The organism is Arthrobacter sp. NPDC057388, assembly GCF_042668165.1.
Lineage (GTDB): Bacteria > Actinomycetota > Actinomycetes > Actinomycetales > Micrococcaceae > Arthrobacter.
On the sequence record NZ_JBHVBL010000012.1, the window covers coordinates 83615 to 107136 of the forward strand.

Genomic DNA, 23522 nt, shown 5'->3' on the forward strand with positions numbered 1-23522 from the left:
GTTAACGCCGGGGGATGTTCCGGAGGTTGCTGCGGGCCATGCTCACTGCCTCGCCGGCGCCGCGGTTCAGCACCACCTTGGACATCGCGGTCGCAAAGCCGAGCACCTGCGAGCCTTTGATTTTTGGCGGAATCGAAAGCGCCTTGGGGTCGGTGATGACCTCCACCAGCGAGGGCCCGGGGTGGGCGAAAGCCTGGCGGTAGGCGTCCTCGATCCTGGTGGGATCAGTGACCCGGACCGCATGGAAACCGAGGGCGCGGGCAACAGCCGCGTAATCGGCGTCGGGCACGTCAACGCCGAAGTCCGGCAGCCCGTCCACCAGCATCTCGAGTTTGACCATGCCGAGCGTCGAGTTGTTGAAGACCACCACGTTGACCGGCAGCCGGTGCGCGGCAACCGTGATGAGCTCGCCCAGAAGCATGGACAGGCCGCCGTCGCCCGAAACTGAAATGACCTGGCGTCCGGGGTAGGCCACCTGGGCCCCGATCGCGTGCGGCAGCGCGTTGGCCATGGACCCGTGGAGGTAGGAGCCGATCAGCCGGCGGGTGCCCAGCGGGTTGATGTAGCGCGCCGTCCAGACGTTGCACATGCCGGTGTCCGCCGTGAAGATGGCGTCCGCCGCCGCCACCTGGTCCAGGAGCGAGGCAGCGTATTCGGGGTGGATGGGCACCTTCTTCCCGACGTTCCGGGTGTAGGCGCCCACCGCCTTGTTCATGAGCCGGTCGTGCTTCTTCAGCATCTGGTTGAGGAAGCGCCGGTTTTTCTTGGGGGCCACGAGCGGCATCAGCACCTTGAGCGTCGGCAGCACGTCGCCGTGCACGGCCAGGTCGACGTCGGTGCGCCGGCCGAGTCTGTGGGCGGCACGGTCTACCTGGGCGGTGCGGGTCTCCGGAAGGAACTGGTCGTAGGGGAAGTCGGTGCCCAGCAGGATCAGCAGGTCGGCGTCCTCAATGCCCTCCGCCGCGGCGCCGTAGCCCAGCAGGCCGGTCATGCCGATGTCGTATGGGTTGTCGTACTGCAGGAAGTCCTTGCCCCGGAGCGTATGGCCGATCGGGGCGCCGATGAGCTCCGCGAGCGCGATCACCTCGTCATGCGCTCCCTGCGTGCCCGCACCGCCGAAGATCGCTACCTTGTCCGCCGCATTGATGGCATCGGCAAGTTCCCGGACACTCTCCTGGGAAGGGATGAGCGTCGCGGGCCGGAACGTTGCGGGCAGCGGGGTTGTGCCGGTGGCCTCAAGCCCGGCAATGTCGCCGGGAAGGGTGACGACGGCGACGCCGCCCAGGGCGACAGCGTGCTGGATGGCGCTGTGCATCACCCGCGGCGCCTGCTCGGCGGTGCTGATGAGCTCCGAGTAGACGGAGCATTCGTTGAAGATCCTGTCCGGATGCGTTTCCTGGAAGAAGCCGCTGCCGATCTGTTTGCTGGGAATGTGCGAGGCGATGGCCAGGACGGGTGCGCCGGAGCGGTTGGCGTCGTACAGGCCGTTGATCAGGTGAAGGTTGCCGGGCCCGCAGGAGCCGGCGCACACGGCCAGCTTTCCGGTCAGCTGGGCCTCGGCGGCGGCCGCGAAGGCTGCGGCCTCTTCGTGCCGGACATGGATCCAGTCGATGCCGCCCTGCTTTGAGCCGCCAGTCTGGCGGACTGCGTCGACAATCGGGTTGAGGCTGTCCCCGACGATGCCGTAGATCCGCTGCACTCCGGCAGCCCGGAGTTGTTCGATGAGCTGGGTGGCAAGTTCCTTGGCCATGGGTACACGCTCCCGCAATCAGTTGATGGGCTGACAAGGGCCAATATAGTCCGCCCACCTTGGCGGGTGTTGCAGGGGCCGGACTGGCGGGCCCGTTTTCCACATACAGGTACGACCCCATGGAATCCCGGTGTCCCCGCTTTTCAGAGCGTCCGTCAGTTCCGGAGCAGGCTCCTAACTTCCCGAGTGGGCCTGCAGGAAGGTGTACACCTCGGTCTCGTCCACGCCGGGGAAGGCACCCGGGGGCATCGCCGCGAGCAGGTGCGCGTGGGCCCGGGCAGACGGCCAGGCGTTGCCCGCCCACTCCGAGGTCAGCGAGGCAGGCGGCCGCTTGCAGCAGTTGGGGTCGGGGCAGTTGGACGTCGCCCGGGCCGTGGTCTCGCGTCCGCGGAACCATTTGACGTGCTGGTACGGGACACCGATGCTCAGCGAGAACTGTCCTGTGGCCGAGCGGTCCGTTCGGGCGGTGCACCAGTACGTACCGGACGGGGTGTCCGTGTACTGGCTGTAGGCGCTGAATTTGTCCGGCACATCGAACACAGCCCGGGACGTCCAGGCCTTGCAGGACGGCTGCCCCTCGATGGCGCCCGTGTGGTCCTGCGGGAAGTTCACGCCGTCGTTCTCGTAAGCCTTGTAGATGATCCCGCTCTGGTGGGTCTTCTGGAAATGGGTGGTGATCCCCAGGTGTTTGGTGGCCAGGTTGGTGAAGCGGTGTGCCGCGGTCTCGTAGGACACCGCGAAGGCATCCCGGATATCCTCCACCGCAATCTCCTTCGCCGCTTTCGCTTTTTGCAGAAATTCCACGGTGGCCTGTTCCGGCAGCAGGAGTGCAGCGGCGAAATAGTTGGTGGCTACGCGCTGGGCCAGGAAATCGCCGTAGTTCTTGGGCGTCTCATGCCCCAGCACGTAGTGGCCCAAAGCCTGCAGCAGCACCGAGCGGGGGTCGTGGTCCTGCCGCTGGCTCTGCGTCAGGTAAATTTTGCGGTTCTTCAAATCGGTCACCGACCGCGTGGAATGCGGCAAATCACCCACGTGGTGGAGGGTGAATCCGAGGTGCGCGGCGATGTCGGCAATGACATGCTGGCTCAGCGGCCCGGACGTGTAGCCGACCTCCTTCAACACCTTCTGCGCCTCGGCCTCGTACTCCGGAAAATAGTTGCCGCGTTCACGCATCATGGCGCGCAGTTCACCGTTCGCGCGGCGGGCCTCCTCAGGTGTCGCGACCTGCTCGTTCATCTTGCGTTCGAGCTCCTGCAGGAGGCCCACCTGGGCCTCGAGGACATCCATCGGCAGCCGCGAGCTGATGCGGATTTTGGGCAGGTTCAGGGACTCGTAGAGCGGCCCGCGCTGGTACCGCTCAAGCTCAATTTCCAAGGCGGCCCGGCGGCTGGGCGGCTCGGCCCCCAGCAGCTGGTCAATGCCGACGCCGAGTGCCCCGGCCAGGTGCTGCAGCAGCCCGAGTTTTGGTTCCCGCTTGCCGTTCTCAATCAGGCTCAGCTGGCTGGGTGCCGTCCCGACGGCGGCACTCAGGTCATCGAGGGTCAGGCCCGCCTGCTTGCGCAGGTGCCGCACCCGCCGGCCCAGCGCAATCACGTCCAGTTCCGCGTTCGGCGAGGACGACGGCGGCTGCGAAACTTCCCGGTTCCAGCTTGAAGGCGACATTTCTGAAGAATACGTGAAGAAACGCATTTCTTTCCACCTTTTTCCCCTAGAAAGTGCTTTGAAAGTGCAGAAAAGTAGTTGTCACGAAGGAAAACCCCTCCGGAAACTGGCTGGACCTTCAAAGGCGCAGGGGCAGCCGGCCCGGAAACCAGGATTCCCGGAATGGCCCGGGAGCTAATCAAGGAGACAAAGATGACTGCAGCATTTGAGCCCACCCAGCAGACGCCGGAACAGCAGGCCGCCGCACTGGAGCTCGAGTGGGCTGCCAACCCGCGTTGGGAAGGTGTCACTCGGGACTACTCAGCCGCCGACGTCGTCCGTCTCCGCGGCCGGGTCTCCGAAGAGCACACCCTGGCCAAGCGCGGCTCCGAGAAGCTGTGGAAGCAGCTCACCGAAGAGCACAAGGAAGGCAAGTACACCAACGCGCTGGGCGCCCTGACCGGCAACCAGGCCGTGCAGCAGGTCAAGGCGGGCCTGCGCGCCATCTACCTTTCCGGCTGGCAGGTCGCTGCCGACGCCAACCTCTCCGGCCACACCTACCCGGACCAGTCCCTGTACCCGGCCAACTCCGTGCCGCAGGTTGTCCGCCGGATCAACAACGCCCTCCTCCGCGCCGACCAGATCGAGTTCTCCGAGGGCATCCAGACCGTCGAGGACTGGCTGGTTCCGATCGTCGCCGACGCCGAGGCCGGCTTCGGCGGCCCCCTGAACGCGTACGAGCTGATGAAGTCCATGATCGCCGCCGGCGCCTCGGGCGTGCACTGGGAAGACCAGCTCGCCTCGGAAAAGAAGTGCGGCCACCTCGGCGGCAAGGTCCTGATCCCCACCCAGCAGCACGTGAGGACCCTGAACGCCGCCCGCCTCGCAGCCGACGTCGCCGGCACCCCGTCCGTCGTCATCGCCCGCACCGACGCCGAAGCAGCCACCCTCATCACCTCCGACGTCGACGAGCGCGACCAGGAATTCATCACCGGCGAACGTACCCCGGAAGGCTTCTACAAGGTCCGCAACGGCATCGAACCCTGCATCGCCCGCGCCAAGGCCTACGCCCCGTACTCGGACCTCATCTGGATGGAAACCGGCACCCCGGACCTCGAGCTGGCCCGCAAGTTCGCCGAAGCCGTCAAGGCCGAGTTCCCGGACCAGATGCTCTCCTACAACTGCTCGCCGTCGTTCAACTGGCGCAAGCACCTGGACGACGCCACCATCGCCAAATTCCAGCGCGAACTAGGCGCCATGGGCTTCACGTTCCAGTTCATCACCCTGGCCGGATTCCACGCCCTCAACTACTCGATGTTCGACCTCGCCCACGGCTACGCCCGCGAAGGCATGAGCGCCTACGTCGAACTGCAGGAGAAGGAATTCGCCTCCGAGTCCCGCGGCTACACCGCAACCAAGCACCAGCGCGAAGTCGGCACCGGCTACTTCGACGACATCTCCACTGCGCTCAACCCGAACGCGTCCACCCTCGCCCTGGTCGGATCGACCGAAGAGGGCCAGTTCCACTAACTTCCCGACGGCGGCCCGGTCGCCTTCGGCCTTCGGTCCGGCACTGCTCTGCCTGCTATTCCCCATGCCCGGGTCCGACCTCGCTGAGCGAGGACGGACCCGGGCACAGGGCCCCTTTTACGCAGGCTGCCGCAGTACCGGCACCTTCGGCCTCGTGTCCATCTCACCCAAGTGCCGCCGTCGAACTTCCCTTTCGTCTTTAAGGAGACAGAAATGAACAGCTTCACCGACAACTTCACCATCAATGGCATTACATTGAGCGCGCAGCCTATTTGCCGGCAGGGCGAGGTCCTGACGCCCGACGCACTGGCCTTCGTGGCCAAACTGCACAAGGCGACCGCTGGCCGGCGGCAGGAACTGCTGCGGGCACGGCGGGCAAGGCGGGATGACATCGCCCGCGGCCAGGACCCCCGGTTCCTGCGGGAAACGGAAGAAATCCGCAACGATCCGCACTGGCGCGTCGCTCCCCCGGCCCCGGGCCTGGAGGACCGGCGGGTCGAGATCACCGGACCGGTGGACCGCAAGATGACCATTAACGCCCTGAACTCCGGCGCCAAGGTGTGGCTGGCTGACATGGAGGACGCTTCCACGCCGTCGTGGCGCAACGTCATCCAGGGCCAGCTGAACCTCACCGACGCTCTGGAACGCCGGATCGACTTCACCTCGCCGGAAGGCAAGGAGTACAAGCTCAAGGCCGCTGAGGAGCTGCCCACCATCGTGGTCCGGCCCCGCGGCTGGCACCTGCCCGAGAAGCACATGCTGATCAACGGCGAACCCGTCGCCGGCGGCATCGTGGACTTCGGCCTGTACTTCTTCCACAATGCCCGCCGCCTCCTGGCCCAGGGCAAGGGCCCGTACTTCTACCTGCCGAAGATCGAAAACCACCTCGAAGCCCGGCTGTGGAACGACATCTTCATCCTGGCCCAGGACCTGCTCGGCATCCCGCAGGGCACCATCCGCGCCACGGTGCTGATCGAAACCATCACCGCCGCGTTCGAGATGGAGGAGATCCTCTACGAGCTGCGGGACCACGCCGCGGGCCTGAACGCCGGCAGGTGGGACTACATCTTCTCCCTCATCAAGAACTTCCGCACCCGCGGACCCCGCTTCGTCCTGCCGGACCGCGGCCAGGTGACCATGACCGCCCCGTTCATGCGGGCCTACACCGAACAGCTTGTGCGCGCCTGCCACAAGCGCGGCGCCATGGCTATTGGGGGCATGGCCGCCGCCGTTCCCAACCGCAAGGACGAGGCCGCCAACACCAACGCCTTCGAAAAGGTCCGCGCCGACAAGACCCGCGAGGCAGCCGACGGTTTCGACGGCTCCTGGGTGGCCCACCCGGACCTGGTCCCCGTGTGCCGCGAGGTGTTCGACGGCGTCCTCGCCGGCCGCCCCAACCAGCTGGACCGGCTGCGCGAGGACGTCACCCCGGACGACCGCGCGCTCATCAACGTCGCCGCCACGCACGGCACCATTACCGAGCAGGGCATCCGCAACAACATCGAGGTGGGCATCCGCTACATCGAGTCCTGGCTGCGCGGCAACGGCGCGGTCGCGATCCACAACCTGATGGAGGACGCCGCCACCGCGGAGATCTCCCGCTCGCAACTGTGGCAGTGGATCTACTCCCGCGCCATCACGGACCACGGCGAAATCATCAGCCGGGAATGGGTCCAGGAGATGCTGGATGAGGAGTTCGCCGGGCTGGAGCGCTTCGACGGTGACCGGTTCGCTGACGCCCGCGACATCTTCGAGGAGGTCACGCTGAGCGACAAGTTCCCCAGCTTCCTCACCGTTCCCGCCTACGCCCGGTACCTGCACGAAGCCCGCGAGGGCATCGATGCCACGGCTGAGGCCATCGAGGACGAACTCGTCGCTGCATAGCCACAGCCCAGGCACTGCAGCCAGGACCGGTACAGACTTCCGTCCGCCGGACCGCCATGCCCTTCGCAACAGGCACCCCGAAGGCCGGGGAGGCGGTCCGGCAGCGGAACCAGCCTTAGAGCGCGAACTGGCAGCTAATGACCCGAAACCACAGGTTTGAGGGCATTAGCTGCCAGTTCGCGCTTGGGTTTTAAGGGTTTGAAGGAAACGCACGACGGCGGGACGCGCCTAGCGCTGGCGGGGAACCTTCCGCACGGACAGGGTTGTTGAAATGACGAACGCCAGCACGGAGCCGAGGATCAGCAGGAGGGGCACGGACCAGGTTCCCGAGACGCTGTGGACGTAGCCCACCACGGTCGGGGCCAGCGCGGCGAAGCAGTAGCCGACGCCCTGGACCACCGCGGACATCCTGCCCGCCGACGCCTGGTCCCGGGCGAGCTTGATGATGGCGATGAAGATCAGGGTGATGCCGCCGCCCTGCGCCACTCCCCCAAGCGAAGACCACAGCCACCACAGCTGGGGCACGAACAGCAGCCCCAGCGGAACGGTCAGCCACATGGCACCCAAGGTGACTGCCACCGCCGTCGTACTCATGAACCGGGCCGCAAGCGGCACACCCAGGCTGCCCGCGATGGCCATGATCTGGAACAGGGAGGAGCCTGCGCCCGCGGCGGCCGGCGTCATGCCGAGCTCATCGGAAAGCAGTGTGGGCAGCCAGGCGGTCACGCCGTAATAGGAGATGGCCTGGCCGGCGAATCCAATGGTCAGGCCCGCCGTGATCCATCGCGACGCCGGACGGCCGGCTGCGCGCGGACCGCCAGTACCGTCGTCCGGCGCCGGGACGAAGGCCCGCCGGCCCGATGCGAAAACCCAGAAGCCGATGGCCGCGATGGCAAAGGCGGCCGAGGCCGCAACGGAAGCCCGCCAGCCGGCCAGCTCGGCCAGCGGCGCCGTGACCACTGAGGTGGCGAACGAGCCAACGTTCAGGGCAGCCGTATAAATGCCCATCGCCGTCCCCTGGCGCCGCGGCGAGAAGTCCCGGCGGATGATCAGCGGCACGGCGATGTTGCCTACCGTGATGGCCAGGCCGAGGATGACCGTACCCGCCATCACCATGGCGCCGCCGCCGGCGGAACGGACTGCCACACCCGCAAGGACGCCGGCGAGTGTAAGGGTGATGGCCAGTTCCGCCCCGAGCCGGCGCCCCGCGAGCGAGGCAAGGGGCGCCGCGAGCGAGAAGCACAGCACCGGGATCCCGGTCAGCAGGCCCAGCTCAACGGGGGTGAAGCCCAGCTCCTGCTGCATCGGGCCCAGCACAGGTGCGACTGCCACGAAGGGGCCCCGCATGTTGAGGGCGATGAGGCCGATGCACCCGAGGAGGATCCAGCTGCGCGGAATGGCGGTTCCGGTGGCGCCCCTCATGCGGCGCAGGGGGCAGGAGGCTGGAGGCGGGAGAGGGGTTTCATCACTCCTATTGCTATCACGCGGCGCCTCGAACGGCGGACAGGGCTCCCGGCCGGGGCCACAAGTGTACGTTCGCGCCCAGTACGTTCTTTAAGGGGTGTTCAGGAACCAGTCGCGTTGGGCGTTGCTGACGCCCGGGGCCTCGCGGAACCGTCCCGGCTGCGCCACCCAGCCCACGCCGTTGGCGATTACCTGGCGGATCTGCGGCTGGTGGTACACGGGGTACTCCTGGTCGCCCGGGCTGAAGTAGAAGATCCGCCCCTTCCCGCGCGTAAACGTCACGCCCGAGCGGAACACCTCGCCGCCTTCAAAGGAGCTGATGAAGATGAGATCGTCGGGCTCGGGGATGTCGAAGAGTTCGCCGTACATTTCCTGCTTGGGGATCACGATCGGGCTTTCCACACCGGCCGCGACCGGATGCGAGGGCTTCACGGTCCATACGAGCTCACGCTCGCCCTCGTTGCGCCACTTCAGCGAGCAGGTGGTGCCCAGCAGCCTGGTGAAGATCTTCGCGAAGTGCCCGGAGTGCAGGACCACCAGGCCCATGCCGCCGAGGACGTGCCGCTGGACGCGGTCCACCACCTCGTCGCTGACCCCATCGTGCGCCACGTGCCCCCACCAAAGGAGCACGTCTGTCGTGGCGAGTGTCTCCTCGGACAGCCCGTGCTCCGGGTCGGCCAGGGTGGCGGTCCTGATGTTCGAGTCCGGGTAGAAGCCCCGCAATCCTTCGGCAATGGCGCCGTGGATGCCGTCGGGGTACATCTCCGCCATGGTTTCGGGCTGGTTGTTCGCCTCATGGACGCCTTCGTTCCAGACCAGGATGTTGAGTTTTTCCGTCATGTCAGAGCCTCACTTCACGCTGTTCGAGGGCGGATTTGTAGCAGGCGTCGAGCACCAGGGCGCGGGTCAGGGCAAGTGAGCCGTCGTGGGCTCCCCATCCGGACTCCCCGCCGCGGACGGCGTCCACGAAGTCCTCCACCACCGCCTGGTGCGCCCTCCCGGGCTCCGCGACCACCACGTAGTCGGCGTTTTCGCCGTCCTTCTCCTTGAAGATCCGGAGATCCGCGACCGGGACGTTGGAGGCGCCGACGGCACGGAGTTCCGCGCCGCCGTCCGTGCCGTACACGGTGAAGTCCATCAGGTCCTCCTCGTCCCGGTAGGCCGCCCAGCCGGCTTCGAGGATGAGCGTTCCGCCGCCTTCAAGCCGGATGAACGCCGAGGCGAAGTCCTCCACCTCGAACTTGTGCGAGGACTTCATGGCGGTGTAGCGGGCGTTGCCGCCCAGTCCGCGCGGGCCCAGCTCGGAGTGCGTCGACGCCGAGACGGCGACCACCCTGGGTTCGCCGAGCAGGTGCAGCGCATAATCCAGGACGTGGACGCCGATGTCTGCGAGCGGGCCGCCACCAGCCAGGGCGGGATTGGTGAACCAGCTGCCGAGCATGGGGATGCCCTGCCGCCGGAGCCAGGAAGCCTTGGCGTAGTAGGGCCGGCCCAGTTCGCCGTCGTCGATGATGCCTTTCAGCTTCTGGATGTCGCCGCGGCGGCGGTGGTTGAAGGCCACGTCCAGGACCCGGCCCGCCTTCCGTGCCGCCTCCACCATCTGCAGGCCTTCCTCACCGTTTCGCGCCAGGGGCTTTTCGCTCAGGACATGCAGGCCGCGTTCCAGCGCGGCGATGCTGATCGGGGCATGCAGGAACGTCGGCACGGCCACGCTGACGGCGTCGAGCCCTTCAAACCCGATCAGGTCCTCCCAGCGGGCAAACGTGTGGGGGATGCCGTACTCGTCCTTGATGCCTGCCAGCAGGTCCGCCTCCATCGCGGCGACTGCGACGAGCTCCACGCCGTCGATGTTCCGATAGGCCTCGATGTGCTGCTGGCCGGCCCAGCCGATGCCGACGACGCCGACCCTTAGCGGCGCGTTATTCTGCGTGCTCAACGATCAAGACTCCGTTTCGCTTGAATGGCCATACCTTCCGGAACTTAGTCTCAATGCCCCGCGGAAGCAGTCAACAGGGTGGGGGCCAGCTCTTTGAGCTGGAGCACGAGCCACGGGCTCAGAGCCCAGGGCGCCGACTCCGCCGCTGCCAGCAGGTCCGGTACAGAAACCCACTGGTATTCGCACACCTCCGACTGCCGGGGCGCTACCGCATCCGTCGTCGCGGCGGTGAACACGGGGCACAGCTCATTCTCGACAATTCCGTTCGGGTCAACAGCCCTGTACCTGAATTCCGGCAGGCGTTCCTGAACGTTGGACAGCTCGATTCCGAGTTCCCAGCGGCCTCTGCGCCGAACTGCGTCCACCATGTTTTCCCCGGGCGCCGGATGGCCGCAGAAGGAATTCGTCCACACTCCCGGCCACGCAACCTTTGACAGTGCGCGCCTGGTGACGAGGAGTTTCCCCGACGGGTTGAACACATAGCAGGAAAACGCCAGGTGCAGCGGCGTCTGGCGGCTATGGATTTCCTGCTTGGGCGCTGCCCCGCACGGGCGGCCGTTTTCGTCGAGGAGTACTACTTCCTCCGCCTCTGTCATGGCTGCGCCCTACAGGTATGTCCGAACAGCTCCTGACTAGCCACCTCGATAGGGATGGGAGCTGTAACAGTCATCAGATCCTCCGTTGCGCCTCGATGTGGAGAGCCAACCCGGCCTGCTTGCAGAATATCCTGAAACGCAGGGACGGACGCTGAGCAAATGGCGGAAGCCGGGCCGTACGCCCCATAGGAACTAAGCCCGGCTTCCGCGGCGGTTACAGGTGGTCCGCTTAGAACCGGATGGCGCGCAGGTAGTCGTAACCCACCTCTGCCGTCTGCAGCGGCGTGACGTCAGGACGGTCGTTCTCCACGATGAATTCCTTGGGAGTGTGCGCCCGGAAGATGCGTGCGAAGTCGATTTTTCCAGTCCCGAGGTCGGCGAAGTCACCGGCGGCGTCGCGATCCTTCACGTGGTACTGCAGGACCTTCTGCGGAGCCTGAAGGATGGTGTCGATGGCGAACTGGATCGGATCCTTTGCACCAACGCCAACACCGGCGGTCACGGCCCAGTAAAGGTCCACCTCAAGGTGGACCAGCTTGGGGTCGAGGCGGCTGGTGAAGATGTCCCAGGGAGTCAGTCCGCCGCCAAGGTCAGTGGTGAACTCGTGCGCGTGGTTATGGTAGCCGTACTTCAGGCCGGCCTGCTGCGCGACAGCTGCTTCAGCGTTCATCTGGTCCGCCCAGCGGCGCCAGTCATCCGCTGAGCTGGAAGCCAGGTACGGCACGTTGATGTGGGTCTGGCCCAGGGTTACGGCGTTGGCGATCTTGGTCTCCAGCGCGGCCGATGTGGCGCTGATGCCGTCATGGCTCGAGGAAGGGGTGATGCCAAGAGAATCAAGGGTCGAGCGCATCGCTTCAGCAGTGCGGCCGTACAGGCCCGCGAGCTCTACCTTGGTGAAGCCGAAGCTGGCCAGGCTCGCCAGCGTGGCGTCAACACCCTCGCCGCTCATGATGGAGCGCAGCGTGTACAGCTGAATGCTGATCAGTCCCGGGGGAACCGGCCGGCCGGCAGCCTGGGGAGCCGGAGCCGCGACTGCAGCGGTCCCGCCGATGCCGGCGAGGCCGACGCCCACGCCGGCTGCTACTGCTCCCTTAAGGAAGCCGCGGCGGTCGACGCCCTTTTCTTCCAGCGAGCGACGAAGGGCGCCTGGGGCATTGAATCCGAAGCACATGGGGTTGCCTTTCCTGACAGTAAGTGCGGTCCTCCACCAAATGTGGGGAGGGAAAGCGGGCATAGCTGCATCGCAGCGGCGTGTTGGATGTTCGCGGCAGACACTGAACGCGGCCAAAAGGGCAGGCTGCCCCCGGTTAGTTGCTTCACCCGCAGCGTCCTCGCCACGAGCTCCGCGCTACCGTTGCCAGTGATCAGTAACAGACGCGATAGAGGCAGGAACTCATGCGTGCAAAGGTGCTGTGCGCTCGCACTGACATGAGTTCCCTGATTTCACGCGCTTGTTGACGCCTGAAACCCAGGCAGAAAGTATTCGCTTTCCCCCTGGCCGGGCAACGGCGTCTCGCTTACTCGAAGCATTATCGACGTCGACCGGACTTCTGATGTGAGCCTATTCCCGCCTTTTGTTGTGTGTCAAGCAAAAGTCGCCAAGACTCCGGAACAAGTGTCCCGGCTAGCTTGCCTGGGAGCCGGCGAGGCCCGAAACCATCTCGTCGATGCGCTGCGGGGACATGGCATGGTGGATGGCCAGCATGCTGGCGCCGAGCACGCCCGCATCGAGCCCGGACGTGGATTGCACAATCTGGAGGTGCTGGGTCGCCAGCGGCATGGTGCGCGAGTAGACCACTTCCCGGATGCCCGCGATGAAGTGCTCGCCCGTCAAAGCCATGGATCCGCCGATGACGATCACTGCCGGGTTGATCAGGCTGATGCAGGCCGAAAGAACCTCACCCACGTCCCTGCCGGCCTGGCGGACGGCATGGACCGCCTCCGTACTGCCGGCTCCAACCAGCCTCACCACGTCTTCGCTGCTGGTTGCTTCCAGCCCCAGGGCGCGCAGTTTCGATGCGACAGCCGGGCCGGATGCAACCGCTTCCAGGCAGTCGGTATTACCGCAATGGCACGGCGCCCCCGATCCGCTGTGCACCCTGACATGTCCGATATCCCCGGCCACGCCGTCCGCACCGCGCTGGAGCATCCCGCTGGAGACGATGCCCGAGCCAATGCCGGTGGCGACTTTGACGAAAATCAGGTCATCCACGTTGGGCCAGGCAACGTTGCGCTCACCGAGGGCCATGATGTTCACGTCGTTGTCCACGAGGACCGGAACCTGGAAGTGCGCCTGCAGGTAGCCAGGGACGTCGAAGCCATTCCAGCCAGGCATGATCGGCGGGTTGATCGGCCGCCCGGTCCGATGCTCCACCGGCCCGGGGAGGCCGATGCCGATGGCCAGGAGGTCCGTCATGGCGCGCCCGGAGGCCTGAAGCAGTTCGGACGCCAGTTCAACAACGGCCTGCAGAACGGTGTCCGGGCCCTGCGTCACTTCGATTGTCCGCCCGTCCTCCTGCAGCCGGTGTCCCGTGAGATCGGTAACCGCGAGCCGCAGGTGGGATGCTCCAATGTCAACGCCGAGGACAATCTTGCTGCCGGCCTTCAAGGCAATGCGCGAGGAGGGGCGGCCGCCCGTGGAAACGGCGTCATCCACGAAGCCAACCAAGCCAAGTTCCATGAGCGCCTCGATACGCAGCGTCACCGTGGAACGGGCCAGGCCCATCTGCTCCGCGAGTTCGCTTCGGGTACGCGGGCGTCCGTCTCGAAGAATCTGGAACAGGTCACTCGCTCCGGACGAACCGAGGCCATTGAAGCTACTTATGTCATCCATCGATCAATTACAGCACATTCATCGACGGAACGCCCTTGCAGCAGTCCAGCTCCGGGCTTGAACCGTCAAGTGGTCTTTACTACCGACCTGCAGGAGCGAAGTCCGCCTGAAATCACAGCAGATTCGTTGCAAGTAACGCCTGCAATTGCGGCTTTATATCGAGCCGCAACAAACATTCGTTGTTTGACCGTCATTAGTCATGCTAGGTTTCCTTCTGTGATCGACGCCACCGTGTGGCCGGCTGGTTAGCCCGGCCTTTTGGCAGACCGCAGCACCACTTCAAGGAGGAAGATTTGCGCAGAAAAACGGAGACATCACCTGAAGGGACGCCAGGCCTCGGCGCGGAATCAACCTCCCATTCGTACGGCAAGACAGGCATCTGGCTGGTCGGCGCCCGCGGTTCCGTGGCAACAACAGCCACCGTAGGACTGGCCGCCATCTCTGCGGGGCTCGCGACCGCCACGGGATGCGTCACCGAACAGGACTCGTTCGGTGATGTCGCGCTTCCCGACTTTGCGGACTTGGTGTTGGGCGGCCATGACATCAGCAATGTCTGCATTGCGAAGCGTGCCGAGGCGCTGGTCGAGTCAGGCATGCTGCCGCTTCACCTCGTCGAATCTGTCCGGTCCCAGCTGGTGGAAGCCGATCAGCGCGTGCGGCCCGGCTACGATGCGGCGCAACAGTCGGAGTCGCAGGCTATAGCGGCCAGCAGGCTGGCGCAGGACATCCTTGACTTCAAGCGCTCCCACGGACTGAGCCGCGTCATTGTTCTTGACGTCGCCTCCACTGAAGCGCCGGTTGAATGGCTCCCGGAGTTCCAGGACGCGGATCTGCTGCTGGCCGCGCTGGAGGACCCGGCACGCTCTGTGCTGCCGCCCAGCTCGCTGAGCGCCTATGCCGCCGTCCTCGCCGGCTCCCCCTACGTGTGCTTCACCCCTTCCCCTGCCCTCAACCTTCCGGCGCTGCGTGAACTGGCAGTGAGGCACCGGATTCCGACCGCGGGACAGGACGGAAAGACGGGCCAGACCTGGCTACGGTCTGTCCTGGCGCCGGCCTTCGCGGCACGCGGGCTGCGGGTCCTGTCATGGGCAGGAACAAACCTTTTGGGCGGCGGCGACGGCGCCACCCTTGCTGACCCGGCGGCGGTTTCGGGGAAACTGCAGTCCAAGAACCGCGGGCTCCAGGAGCTGACAGGCGGTGCGGTGACCCCGCTCCACATCGACAACGTGCAGGATCTCGGCGAGACGAAGGTGGCCTGGGACCACATCAACGTCGAAGGGTTCCTCGGATCGCGCCTCACGCTGCAGACCACCTGGAGCGCCTACGACTCCATGCTGGCTGCACCCATGGTGCTTGACCTCTCACGGCTGATGGCATTGGCTGACGCCGCCGGAGAAGAAGGCCATCTCGGCGCGCTTGGATTCTTCTTCAAGGACCCGTGGGGCAGCGACGAGCACTCGTTCGCGGAGCAGAGCCGCGACCTGGTGCAGTGGGCAAAGACCGCCAGCGCCAAGCTGCGTGCCGGCACCGGGAGCCTTGATTAGCAGTGAGCCAGACCCACGACTATCTGGAACTCGTCCGCGCCCCGGCCGTCCTGACGGTCCTCGGTGACACCATCGCCGGCGGATCAGCGGCCGGGCACGCGCTCGGCGGCCGCAGGGTCCTTCTGCCGTTGGCGAGCGCCTGCCTTTATGCCGGCGGGATGGCTCTGAATGACTATGCCGATCGTGAGATCGATGCACGCGAACGGCCCGAACGGCCCATCCCCTCGGGGCGCATTACCCCCAAGAAGGCCCTCACCACGGCAGCTGCCCTCACTGCGGCGGGGCTCGGGCTCAGTGCCGCGGGTGGAGGCAGGCGCTCGCTGACGGTAGGACTCCCGCTCGCGGCCGCGATCTGGACTTACGACCTGGTGGCCAAGCGCCACCCGGTGTCCGGCGCGGTAACCATGGGCTGCTGCCGGGCACTGGACGTCCTCATGGGCGCCGGTTCGGCACACCTTCGCCCTGCACTCGGTGCTGCCGGCATCATGGGTGGCCACACCGTGGCCGTCACCGTCCTTTCCCAGGGTGAAGTCGAGGGAACAACCACGACGGCGGCTTCCGCTGTAGCCGCCGTCACCGGCCTCCTTGCCAGCGCCGTGATTGCCGGCTCCGCCCGCACCCGCAGGCAAGTCCTCCCTGTACTGTTGGCGACCGCCTTCTACGCCGCCCGGTGTGCACCGGCCCAGGTGCGGGCCGCCCGCAATCCCTTGGCGAAGAATGCCCTTGAGGCCACCAAGGCAGGAATCCGGGCGATGGTCCCACTGCAGACGGCGCTCAGCCTGCGCCAGGGAAACATGGCAGCGGCTGCAGTGCTCACTTCGGTTGATCTGTTCGGCAAGGTCCTGCGGTCCCGTCCCAGGAAATTGAGGATCAGCGAGTCATGACAGAAACCCAAAACGCCATTCCCTTCACCCTCGGGTACGGCACCAACGGCTTCACGGACCATCCGCTTCCCGTCGCCCTGGAACTCCTCGCCGAGCAGGGCTACGGGGCTGTGGCGCTGACCCTTGGCCATCCGCACCTGGATCCGTTTGCGGAGGACCTGGACGTCCAGCTTCAGTCGCTGCGGAACCGGCTGCAGGAGCTGGGACTCCGCGTCGTCATTGAAACAGGCACCCGTTTCCTGCTGGATCCGCGCCATAAGCACCGGCCTGCGCTGGTGGATGAAGATGCCGCCATCCGGGTCGCCTTCCTGCGCCGCGCCGTCGATATCGCCGCCGCCCTGCAGGCTGAGTGTGTCTCCTTTTTCTCCGGGATCCTGCCGGAGGACGCCAGCCCGGAGACGGGCTGGCGTCGGCTGACCTCCCGAGTGGCGGACATCGTTGACTATGCCCGCGCCAGGAACGTCGTGGTCGCCGTCGAGCCCGAACCGGGCATGCTGGTGGAGACTGTCTCCGACGTGCTGCGCCTTCGGGCGGAACTGGGCAACCCCGACAATTTGCGGGTGACCGTGGACATCGGCCACTGTGTCGTGGTTGAGCCGGGCGGGGTGCGGGGGGCGCTCCTCGAGGCCGGTCCGCTGCTGGCCAACGTGCAGCTGGACGACATGCCCACCCACACCCATGAGCACCTGCCGTTCGGCGAAGGCGCCGTTGATCTGCCCCTCGCACTCGGCACGCTGGCCGAACTGGACTACCGCGGGGTGGCCGCCGTCGAGCTGCCCCGGCACTCCCACGACGCTCCCGGGCTTGCCGTGCGCAGCATCGGCGCGCTTCGCGCCGCGTGGAAGAAGTCAGTCCGGGACAGGGACGTCGAATGCTGGGTGCAGGAGAGCACGACGGCGGTCGCAGCCGAACGCGGCACCCTCACCAGGATATTCGCCACGGCCGGCCGCCGGCTGGGCCGCGGCCCTCTCCGCCCGGACGCCGACCCGACGGGCGTCCTGTTCGGCAGCGTCACCGATCATGCTCGGGGCCAGCTGATCGGCCGGCTTCACGGAGTCCTGGCAGCGGATGAGCTGGCTGTAGCATTGCTGGCCCTGTACGACGGCGGCGATTCCGCGGAACGCCGCGGCGTCCTGAAGGGGCTTGGAACATTGGCTGCCGGGTCACCGAAGCTGCCTTCCGCCGTCGTCGCCGCAGGACTGCGCGTGACAGCAGAGGCTCTCCGGACCAACGAAAGCGGTATGGTTGCCGCCGCCGTCGGTCCGTTCGCAGCCGCCTATCTGGACCAGCACAGCTGGCGCCACGCCGTACTGAAGCTGATCTTCCTCGGGATCAGCCTGAGTGCCGTCACGGACCTGCGGGAGCGGGCGGATGACGAGCTCGCCAGGATGGCACGCGATTTTGCCGCCGAACGCCAGGCCGCGGGGCGGCCGGTACCGGATGACGTCCGCCTGCTCACCGGGTCCTTCTCCCGCTCTTCGACTTCTTCTTAAGGAAAGCCCGCCATGCGCATCTTTGATCCCCATATCCACATGACCAGCCGCACCACAAATGACTACGAGGCACTGTATGCGAGCGGGGTGCGGGCCCTCGTGGAACCGGCCTTCTGGCTGGGCCAGCCCCGCACCAACGTCGGCTCCTTCATCGACTACTTCGATGCGCTGCTGGGCTGGGAACGCTTCCGCGCCGCCCAGTTCGGCATCCGGCACCACGCCACGATCGCGTTGAACCCCAAAGAGGCGAACGACCCCCGGTGCATTCCCGTCCTGGAGGAGATCCCCCGCTACCTGATCAAGGAGGGCGTGGTGGCGGTCGGCGAGATTGGCTACGACTCAATGACTCCCGCCGAGGACGAGGCCTTCAGCCGGCAGCTGGAGCTGGCGCGTGAATACTCCCTGCCGGCCATGGTGCACACCCCGCACCGGGAGAAGCTGGCCGGAACCCGCAGGACCCTGGATGTGGTCCGCGAGTCCGGGATTGCACCCGGCATGGTGGTTGTTGACCACCTCAATGAAACGAACGTCGGGATGGTGAAAGACGCGGGAGCCTGGATGGGATTCTCCATCTACCCCGACACCAAAATGGACGAGCAGCGCATGGTGGCCATCCTCCGCGCCTACGGAACCGAAAAGGTACTTGTGAACTCCGCTGCTGACTGGGGCCGGTCCGACCCCCTGAAAACCCTCAGCACCGCCAACGCCATGTTGGCGGCAGGTTTCACTGCGGACGACGTGGACAAGGTGCTCTGGCGCAATCCGGTTGAGTTCTATGGCCAAAGCGGCCAGCTGATCCTTGATCCGATCCCCGGATTCGATGCGGCGGAACTGCCGGATGCGGCAGCGGGCTTTGAGGGCAACTCGGTACTGCGGGGGGCACGCGCATAATGCTCCTTTCATACTGCACCAACGTCCACCCTGCCGAGGACTTTGACGGCGTGGTCCGTCAGCTCCGCGAGTACGCAGGTCCTATCCGCCGCAGGGCGGGCCTGGAAAACCTCGGTGTCGGGCTATGGCTGCCGGCCGGTCTGGCCCGCCAGCTGGCGGGAAGCGCGGAGGACCGTGCCGCCCTCCGGAACGTCCTTGATACTGAAGGATTGCAGCTGCACACCATCAATGCCTTCCCGTACGGCGGCTTCCACAATGAAGTAGTCAAGCTCGACGTCTACAAGCCGACGTGGGCCGACCGCGAGCGCCTGGAGTACACACTGGACTGTGCGGAGGTGCTGGCGGCCCTGCTCCCGGACGGCGCAGCCGGCTCGATCTCCACCCTTCCCCTCGCCTGGCGCGAGCCCTGGCCGCAGGTTGACGACGACGCTGCCACGTCGGCCTTTGCCGAGCTGAGCTCACGCCTCCGGGACCTCCGGGAACGTACGGGAAAAACCGTGCGCGTCGCCGTCGAACCGGAACCGGGGTGCGTTCTGGACACGGTTGCCGACGTCGTGCGGTGGCTGGCGCCGCGGATCCAACGGGGCATCGATCCGGAGTTCGTAGGCTTGTGCGTGGACACCTGCCACCTTGCTGTTTCGTTCGCCGACCCTGCGGGTGCAGTCCGCCAGATCGACGCCGCCGGACTGCGGGTCGTCAAGGTCCAGGCGTCCGCCGCGCTGCATGTCACCGACCCCTCCGATCCGGCGGCCCGGGATGCTTTGGCGGGCTTCGTCGAACCCCGGTACCTGCACCAGGTGCGTGAATCGCAACCGGCCGGCATTGTCCCCGCCGACGATCTCGACGAAGCCCTGCGGGATCTGCCGGGAGAAAACGCATGGCGGGTCCACTTCCATATCCCGCTCCACCACGTGCCCGCGGAACCGCTGGAAACCACCGTGGACGTGCTCCGCCAGACGGTTGCCGAAGTTGAGCAGCTGCCGTACGGACCTGAGGTCCACCTCGACATTGAAACGTATACCTGGAGCGTGCTGCCCGGCGCCTCGGTGGGCATCACCGAGGGAATCGCGGCCGAGATTGCGTGGGCAAAGTCGAACCTGCTGGACGCCGCACCGGTCCGCTGACCACATGCGTTCCCTGAGACCCCAAGCAAGGAAAAACCTGTGAAACCAGTACTGCTGCTGAACGTCGTTGGCCTGACTGCCAAGGCCCTGCGCCAGATGCCCCGCCTGTCGCGGCTGGCCTCGCAGGGATGGTCTTCTGAACTGGCCACCGTACTGCCTGCGGTGACATGCACCGTCCAGTCCACGATGCTGACAGGCCTGTCACCGGCCCAGCACGGGATCGTGGGGAACGGATGGTACTTCCGGGAACTTGGGGACGTCTACCTGTGGCGCCAGCACAACATGCTCGTCACCGGCGAGAACATCTGGGAGACGGCCCGCCGGCAGCATCCGGGGTATAGCGCCGGAAATATTTGCTGGTGGTATGCCATGGGAATGTCCACGGACCTGACGGTCACACCCCGCCCCATTTACCACGCGGACGGCCGCAAATCCCCGGACGCGTATGTGCGGCCTGCGGAACTGCACGACGAACTCGTGACCGCGTACGGCGACTTTCCGCTTTTCCAGTACTGGGGTCCGACCGCGACCATCCGGTCCACTGAATGGATCGTCAACTCCACTCGGCACGTCATGCGGAAACAGTCGCCAAATCTGCTGATGGCATACCTGCCCCACCTTGACTATGACCTGCAGCGCTTCGGGCCGGACTCGCCGCAGGCTGACCGTGCCGCGGCCGAGCTCGACGGCGCCCTTGCGCCGCTCCTGGACGAGGCTGCAGAACGCGGCTATACGGTCATTGCCGTGGCCGAATACGGGATTGAGGCTGCATACCGGCCGGTGGACATCAACCGGGCCCTGCGCCGGGAAGGCCTGTTGGAGGTCTACGTTCAGGACGGCAGGGAACAGCTGGATCCGTGGACTTCACGTGCTTTCGCCGTCGCCGACCACCAGGTGGCGCATGTCTATGTCTCCGACCCCTCTGACGTCGAGCGGGTAGCGGCACTCCTTCGCGGGCTTGACGGAGTTGACGAAGTCCTTAACCGCGAAGCGCAGGGCCGCTACGGGCTCGATCACGAAAGGTCGGGAGAGCTGGTTGTCATCGCTGAGCCGGGTGCCTGGTTCACGTACTACTTCTGGCTCGACGACGACCGGGCACCTGAGTACGCACGCGGGGTGGATATCCACCGGAAACCCGGCTATGACCCCGCAGAACTCTTCTTCAACCCCGCAGACAGGTTCGCCAAGGCCAAAGCGGGGCTGAACCTGGTCAAGAAGAAGCTGGGCTTGCGCTACGCCATGAGCACGGTGCCCCTCGATCCGACGCATGTGCGGGGCACGCACGGACGGCTTCCGGATTCCCCGGACGGGACACCCCTGATCATCGGCTCCGGCGCCCGGCTCCCCTCCTCCGTGGAAGCGCTTCTCAACAGCGGACGGCAGCTTCCCGCCGCCGCTGTGAAGGAGCTGGTGCTCCAGACCCAAGGCATTTACGGCTAGCACACCTGGTTCCACTTAGGTTTCTCAAACAACAAACCTTCTGATGTTCTTGGGCCGCTTTCCTGTGCACTTTTATGGGCGGCAGCTTCAGTGACTGCAACGCTTGGCGTGAAAAAATCTCGACTTTGTTTTCTGAAACCACTAGGTAAATCAACGTACTTCAATTAGCGTTTTAGGCATCCGAGTCCGGCTGGTCCGGCTCCTCAATGACGAGAAGAAAGTGAACGATGACAGTCAATCGACATGGGATAGCGAAAGCTTCCGCACCCCATACCGGCGCCGCCGGCCTGCGAGGGAAAGCCGCAGTCCGTGCGGGTGCCGGCCTCGCCATAGCAGCGCTGCTGGCCAGCGCATTTGCCGTCACACCCGCACAGGCCCAGCCGGGGGACAGTGCTCCCGCTGCAGCTCCCGCGGACAGCAGCTTCCAGAAGGTGACGCTGAACGACACCCCGGGCGAGCCCGTTGACCTGGCGGTGCTGCCAAACAACAATGTCCTGCACACTACGCGCGGCGGCGAGGTATGGCTCAACAACGACAAGACAGGCCTGAACACCCTGGCTGCAAAGCTGGACGTCTACCAGCACGACGAAGAAGGCCTGCAGAGCATCGCACTCGACCCAAAGTTCGGCACCAAGGGCAACAACTGGGTTTACCTGTACTACTCGCCGCCGCAGGACACTCCGGTGGATGACCCCGCAACCCCCGGCGTCAACGAGGGCGACGCGCCCTTCACCGGCACGGCAGCGGACTTCGAAAAGTTCAGCGGATCCCTGAAGCTTTCACGCTTTCAGTTCAACGGTTCCACCATCGACCTCGCCACCGAGCAGCACATCATCGACGTGCCTGTGGACCGCGGCATCTGCTGCCACGTCGGCGGTGACATCGTGTTTGACGCCGAGGGGAACCTCTACCTCTCCACGGGTGACGACACCAACCCGTTCCAGTCCGGCGGCTACACGCCGATTGACGAGCGCCCCACCAGCAACCCCGCACTCGATGCGCAGCGCACCTCCGCAAACACGAACGACCTGCGCGGCAAGGTCCTGCGCATCACGCCCAAGGACGGCGGCGGATACACCATCCCCGAAGGCAACCTCTTCCAGCCCGGCACGCCCAAGACCCGGCCCGAAATCTACGTCATGGGCCTGCGCAACCCTTTCCGGGTTGACCTGAACCAGAAGACCGGCGAGCTCTACGTTGCCGACTACTCGCCTGACGCCCGTACTGCCAACCCCCTCCGTGGCCCTGCCGGCACCGGCAAGTGGATGGCAGTCACCGAACCTTCCAACTACGGCTGGCCCTACTGCGCCACCGCAGAACTGCCGTACGTAGATTACGACTTCGCCACCGGGACCTCCGGCGCTGCGTTCAACTGTGCCGCCCCCGTCAACGAGTCGCCCAACAACACCGGCCTCCGTGAGCTGCCCCCGGTATCCCAGCCCGAGGTTTGGTACTCCTACGGTGCATCTGCCGAGTTCCCGGAGCTTGAAACGGGCGGAATCGGCCCGATGGCCGGCCCGGCCTACGAATTCGACGAGAAGGCAACCAAGGGCAAGGCCCCTGTCGCCTGGCCCTCCTACTACGATGGCAAGTCCTTCTTCTACGAGTGGACCCGCGACTACATCAAGGGCATGACCACCGAAAACGGTGACCTCGCCTCCATCGAGAACGTCGTCGACTCGCTCGTCGTCGACAACCCCATCGACATGGAGTTCGGCTCCAACGGCGCCCTCTACGTTCTTGAGTACGGAGACGGCTACTTCGGCGAGAACCCGGACGCGCAGCTTTCCCGGATCGACTTCATCGGTGCCAACGGCAACCACAGCCCGGTGGCAGTAGCCTCCGGCACGCCGACTGCCGGGGCATCACCGCTGACCGTCAAGTTCTCGAGCGAGGGCACCACCGACGCCGACGGCGACAAGATCCGCTACGAATGGGACTTCAACTCCGACGGCGTCGTTGACTCCGAGGAAGCCAATCCCACCTGGACTTACGAGGAAATCGGAACCTACACCGCGAGCCTGCGCGTTACGGACCTGGGCGGCCTGCACCGCGGACGCCACTCCTCCGCCGAAGTGGCAATCGAGGTAGGCAACCAGGCACCGGTCATCGAGTTCATCAGCCCCGTAGCTGGGCAGGAATTCCACTTCGGCGACACGGTCACCTACGAAGTCCGCGTCACCGATGATCAGCCGGTTGACTGCTCGCTGGTCAAGGTGAGCTACATCCTGGGCCACCACACGCACGGTCACCCGCAGACCACCACTTCGGGCTGCACCGGAACCCTGACCACCACCGTCCCCGAAGGCCACGACCCCGCAGTGGACGACCTCTCGGCCGTCTTCAGCGCAAGCTACACGGACGCCGGCGACGCCTCCTCGGCCCCGCTGACCGGAACCGCTGAGGTGGTTCTTGTAGCCGGCAACTGATGCTCTTTCGAGTACCGCCCGTTGCCCCCTAGCGGCCAGCCGGCCGCGTGAAAAGCGGGCCCTGTCCCAGCCTTGGCTGGGAC

The 23522-nt window shown here is 65.6% G+C and carries 17 protein-coding genes; 9 read left to right on the forward strand and 8 right to left on the reverse strand.

What is annotated here, in order from left to right; translation table 11 throughout:
* Position 1: 1 nt before the first annotated feature.
* Together ACFUTU_RS08375 and ACFUTU_RS08380 are read right to left on the reverse strand one after the other, a co-directional pair.
* Positions 2-1750 (reverse strand): pyruvate dehydrogenase, encoded by a 1749-nt coding sequence (locus ACFUTU_RS08375; RefSeq protein WP_377963077.1) that lies wholly within the window; start codon positions 1748-1750, stop codon positions 2-4.
* A 174-nt stretch (positions 1751-1924) separates the two neighbouring features.
* Positions 1925-3439, reverse strand: a complete 1515-nt coding sequence (locus tag ACFUTU_RS08380) for a helix-turn-helix domain-containing protein (RefSeq protein WP_377963079.1) — start codon at positions 3437-3439, stop codon at positions 1925-1927.
* 165 nt (positions 3440-3604) lie between these two features.
* On the opposite strand from ACFUTU_RS08380, the gene aceA reads away from it, so the two are divergent.
* Complete coding sequence (gene aceA, locus ACFUTU_RS08385) at positions 3605-4921, forward strand: isocitrate lyase (protein WP_377963081.1); 1317 nt, start codon at positions 3605-3607, stop codon at positions 4919-4921.
* Positions 4922-5134: 213 nt separating this feature from the next.
* Entirely contained in the window at positions 5135-6805 is a 1671-nt protein-coding gene (gene aceB, locus ACFUTU_RS08390) for a malate synthase A (protein WP_377963083.1), read from the forward strand.
* A 228-nt stretch (positions 6806-7033) separates the two neighbouring features.
* Here the strand turns inward: aceB and ACFUTU_RS08395 are convergent, their stop codons facing one another.
* The 6 genes from ACFUTU_RS08395 to ACFUTU_RS08420 all read right to left on the reverse strand — a co-directional run bounded on the left by ACFUTU_RS08395 (position 7034) and on the right by ACFUTU_RS08420 (position 13634).
* Entirely contained in the window at positions 7034-8227 is a 1194-nt protein-coding gene (locus ACFUTU_RS08395) for a CynX/NimT family MFS transporter (RefSeq protein ID WP_377963085.1), read from the reverse strand.
* 132 nt (positions 8228-8359) lie between these two features.
* A complete protein-coding gene (locus ACFUTU_RS08400; RefSeq protein ID WP_377963087.1) occupies positions 8360-9109 on the reverse strand; it encodes a ThuA domain-containing protein in 750 nt (249 codons plus the stop codon).
* A 1-nt stretch (position 9110) separates the two neighbouring features.
* Positions 9111-10205: a Gfo/Idh/MocA family protein gene (locus tag ACFUTU_RS08405; RefSeq protein ID WP_377963089.1), complete on the reverse strand. Its 1095-nt coding sequence runs from the start codon at positions 10203-10205 to the stop codon at positions 9111-9113.
* A 50-nt stretch (positions 10206-10255) separates the two neighbouring features.
* On the reverse strand, positions 10256-10801 hold the full coding sequence (gene idi / locus ACFUTU_RS08410; protein ID WP_377963091.1) for an isopentenyl-diphosphate Delta-isomerase: 546 nt from the start codon (positions 10799-10801) through the stop codon (positions 10256-10258).
* Positions 10802-11030: 229 nt separating this feature from the next.
* A complete protein-coding gene (locus ACFUTU_RS08415) occupies positions 11031-11972 on the reverse strand; it encodes a sugar phosphate isomerase/epimerase family protein (RefSeq protein WP_377963093.1) in 942 nt (313 codons plus the stop codon).
* A gap of 453 nt (positions 11973-12425) precedes the next feature.
* On the reverse strand, positions 12426-13634 hold the full coding sequence (locus tag ACFUTU_RS08420; RefSeq protein WP_377963095.1) for an ROK family protein: 1209 nt from the start codon (positions 13632-13634) through the stop codon (positions 12426-12428).
* Positions 13635-13927: 293 nt separating this feature from the next.
* Here ACFUTU_RS08420 and ACFUTU_RS08425 point away from each other — a divergent pair, with 293 nt between their 5' ends.
* From ACFUTU_RS08425 to ACFUTU_RS08455, 7 genes are all read left to right on the forward strand, one after another.
* Entirely contained in the window at positions 13928-15178 is a 1251-nt protein-coding gene (locus ACFUTU_RS08425) for an inositol-3-phosphate synthase (RefSeq protein ID WP_377963097.1), read from the forward strand.
* Between the two features lie 2 nt (positions 15179-15180).
* Positions 15181-16062 carry an SCO3242 family prenyltransferase gene (locus ACFUTU_RS08430; protein ID WP_377963099.1) on the forward strand — a complete coding sequence of 294 codons (882 nt, stop codon included), beginning with the start codon at positions 15181-15183 and terminating at the stop codon, positions 16060-16062.
* Positions 16059-17555 carry an EboA domain-containing protein gene (locus ACFUTU_RS08435; protein WP_377963101.1) on the forward strand — a complete coding sequence of 499 codons (1497 nt, stop codon included), beginning with the start codon at positions 16059-16061 and terminating at the stop codon, positions 17553-17555. Before ACFUTU_RS08430 ends, ACFUTU_RS08435 begins: the two co-directional genes overlap by 4 nt.
* 12 nt (positions 17556-17567) lie before the next feature.
* The gene (locus ACFUTU_RS08440; RefSeq protein WP_377963103.1) at positions 17568-18446 is read left to right on the forward strand and encodes a TatD family hydrolase; all 879 of its coding nucleotides are present in this window, start codon (positions 17568-17570) and stop codon (positions 18444-18446) included.
* Positions 18446-19570: a metabolite traffic protein EboE gene (gene eboE, locus ACFUTU_RS08445; protein WP_377963105.1), complete on the forward strand. Its 1125-nt coding sequence runs from the start codon at positions 18446-18448 to the stop codon at positions 19568-19570. Before ACFUTU_RS08440 ends, eboE begins: the two co-directional genes overlap by 1 nt.
* Positions 19571-19609: 39 nt before the next feature.
* Positions 19610-21010 (forward strand): alkaline phosphatase family protein, encoded by a 1401-nt coding sequence (locus ACFUTU_RS08450; RefSeq protein ID WP_377963107.1) that lies wholly within the window; start codon positions 19610-19612, stop codon positions 21008-21010.
* Between the two features lie 227 nt (positions 21011-21237).
* A complete protein-coding gene (locus ACFUTU_RS08455; RefSeq protein WP_377963109.1) occupies positions 21238-23439 on the forward strand; it encodes a PQQ-dependent sugar dehydrogenase in 2202 nt (733 codons plus the stop codon).
* Positions 23440-23522: the final 83 nt, after the last annotated feature.